At 39.9% G+C, this 3,017-nt stretch carries 1 protein-coding gene; it reads right to left on the minus strand.

Annotated features, from left to right (window positions below; genetic code table 11):
- Nucleotides 1-837: 837 nt before the first annotated feature.
- Nucleotides 838-2,913: a protelomerase family protein gene (locus AND4_RS18525; protein ID WP_009844515.1), complete on the minus strand. Its 2,076-nt coding sequence runs from the start codon at nucleotides 2,911-2,913 to the stop codon at nucleotides 838-840.
- Nucleotides 2,914-3,017 lie beyond the last annotated feature (104 nt).

A 3,017-nucleotide genomic window follows, 5' to 3' on the forward strand; every position in this document is an offset into this window, starting at 1 on the left:
TGTTCAATTTTCCCGTTTCATCTCGGGAGACGTAAATACACCAATTAGCGAGCCCAATAATACAGCACCACCACAATGTTACCTAGGTCACAGGAATGAGGTTTCCGTAATAAAGTTCCGATGTTTAAATCTGCATATTGAGAAGCCGGGACACCAACAGCCGTCCAGAACGATTCTGACTAAACAATCAATTATGTAGATTAGTCCTTTTATATATAAATTTGGATTTAATCTAAATGCTAAAAAAAAAAGACTTTATCACTTTTTTAAACAAGGATTTAGAGCTACTAAAAAGCATAATCACCAACTTTAATTTTCAATATTGAATTTGCCAAGCGGGTGACTACTGTTCTATAGTCTTGTCTGTAGGTATCAACAAGATACGATAGGTCGTCACGTTCAGGTAGTTGCCGCTACCTTAGCTTAGCCCTGACTTAAACCCCGCTCTTAGTGGGGTTTTTGTTTATATGAAGTACACCTAAAGATAATGCATACTTCTTTGACTACCTTGATACAAACCCTTACTGCATCTAGCGTAGTGGAATATAAGATAGTGCTCCGGCCTTAGATTTGCAAGGTACAGGTTTGGGATGAGTTGTTGATAACTAAAGAAGAAGCAAAGAACGAGTCAGTAAATACTAACCTACAAAAGGTGTGTATAGCGGATGATAAAAAATTATAAGTTTTAGATTGGTCGGTATTTAATCTCCCTAAAAAATATTTCTCTTGATTTTTAATCGGAATTTAAAAGCAGTTTATGATCAAAAAAGCGCACCTATTCGTCATATATCGAGCGCGCTTTTTTTAGCCATGGAAAAATCAGTTTTCTTTTCTACGTTATGAAATTTTCAAGTCTCGATACAGAACAAGAGTAGAGTCCTTACTGGCTTTCTTGCTAGGAGTCCAAACCTCACATATAGCTTGCCCTTTTATCATGATTCGTGAGTACCACATACCACCGTCTTTGGTAACTAATGGTGCTGGTGGCTTTTCTGGTAAGGCTTTGCGGTACACGAACTCATTCCAAGCTAATTTGAATGCATCCATGACGTTTTTAGGTTCTTTACCTACGCTAATTTGCCAACTCTTATCTTCAATGGTTACGTCCACCAGCCAAGTACCATCATCTTCTTTATGGCCCTTCATCTTAGGTTTGATCACTGTTTCATCTTTAGGTTTGGTTTCTACCACCTCTTCGGTCGTATTGTTTGCAGGTGTTGTTTCCGCTTTGGCTTCTTCTGCCGCTTTCTTTGTTCGAACGGATTTGCTATCCATAATTGCATCGATAGACCAATCAAGTTTTAAAGCATCTTCCATTAACGCTAAGTAGTCTTTGACCATCTTGTAGTTACGAGTTTTTCCTTCGTGGTCTCGACGAATATCTATAGCTTTAATCACCTGGTAAGGATCGTTTTCAAGCATGGCAATGACAGCTTCGTGCAACTTTATTCGAGCGGAAGTGCCTTTTATCCAGTCGTTCTCTGACATAGCTTTAACGGCTTCAATGCGGCGCTTATCAGAGTCCACAACTAACGGCTCCCAATTCTTACCAGCGTTTAACACTTTGAACTGCATATAGTGTGTTTGAGCATCGGTGTCATGGTGACCAAGTAGCTCCTTATAGAACATGTTTTCGTCTTTGCTTTTCCAACGAGGGTCATCTTTAAAGAAGAGTTCAAAGCTAATCTTTGCGTAAATTGCTCGCGTATCTTTGAACAGCCACTCACGATGGATGGGCTTTCCGTCAGTAGTTATTGGCACGTTTTCAAATAGGTCACGAACAAACTCATTAAGAGGTCTTGCCGTTCTATTTGCTACCAACTGGTTAACCGAGTACTGTCTAGTCGGTTCCAGAGAGTTCAATGCAAGAATATTAGGGAACATGCGCAACCTGTGTATTGCTTCAAGCACTTTGTTCGCATCGGTTAAGGTGTAAATGGTCATTTCATCATCTGTCATACCACCACGTTTTTTCGCTTGGCCTACAAATTTCAATCTGTGGTTATCAACCTTTTTAAACTCACCTTGGAACAGCACTTCGATGGCCCTACGTCCAGTGGCCAGCGCAACACCAGCTGCAACGGCTTCCCATCTGTCTACAGATGAAGGGCTTAATATTAAATCAAGAGCCTGCATAGTTTTCGTATAGTCAATTTCAATCGCAGCCTCTTTTTTCTCAGTTAAAGATCGCTTCTTCTCTGCAGAGCCAGTATCCCTTGCAAATGCATCCTTACGTAAGTGACGCATCACTTCATGGTCAATTTTCAGATCAGCTAGTTGGCTGTAAAAACCCGGTATCTGATTGATTACTTCGTGCAGGTGCTTGATTTTCTCAGCTCGCTCCGAGGCTTTTAATGGCTTTAATGTTTCCAGTTCGTTAGACCATTCAGGGAGTGTTTTAATGCGCTCATTGATGACGCTGGCATAACGACTTGTTTCTGGAGTTATACCTTTTAAGTTTTTCTCTAGGGCTGTAACCAGTTTGAGTTTTTCAATAAGAACCTTCCACGTTTTACGAGTTTCATCAAGTGAGAGGTCTTCCCAACTATGCAACATGTAAGCACACAATGGGTACTTGTTCCTCATTCGCTCAATCGAATCATCGAAAGCGTGGTGTTTTACACCGTTGGCACTTACAGCATTCCTAACATCTTTTAGGTATGAAGATGCCATGTTTAGAGAGATTGAATGCTCTTTGTTTTGCACTCTCTTACCGTATAAAGCGGTTATAACCTTTTGGGCAGCACGCTTATGCTTTGCTGTTTTTTGACCTTGAGGAAGGTCACTCAAATCAATAGCTCTTACCTCTTCTAGAAACTTTTTGATGAACTCTGCGAAGTTAAATTTACGTCTACGACGATCAATATTATCTGAGTCATTGAATGATTTAGGATCAACTGTGTTCGCACTCATGGCTAACTCTCCATCGACAAGAAATTAATAAAAGGTTACACGGCAATAAATTGATTGTCAAATAATCAAATAGTTACTTTTTAATACAGCAAAATAGTAACGTA

This window comes from Vibrio sp. AND4 (assembly GCF_000171815.1).
Taxonomy (GTDB): Bacteria; Pseudomonadota; Gammaproteobacteria; order Enterobacterales; family Vibrionaceae; genus Vibrio.

What these genes read in the sequence shown, in the direction of transcription:
- AND4_RS18525 (WP_009844515.1), bottom strand. Translation starts at nt 2,913, where the DNA reads ATGAGTGCGAACACAGTTGATCCTAAATCATTCAATGACTCAGATAAT.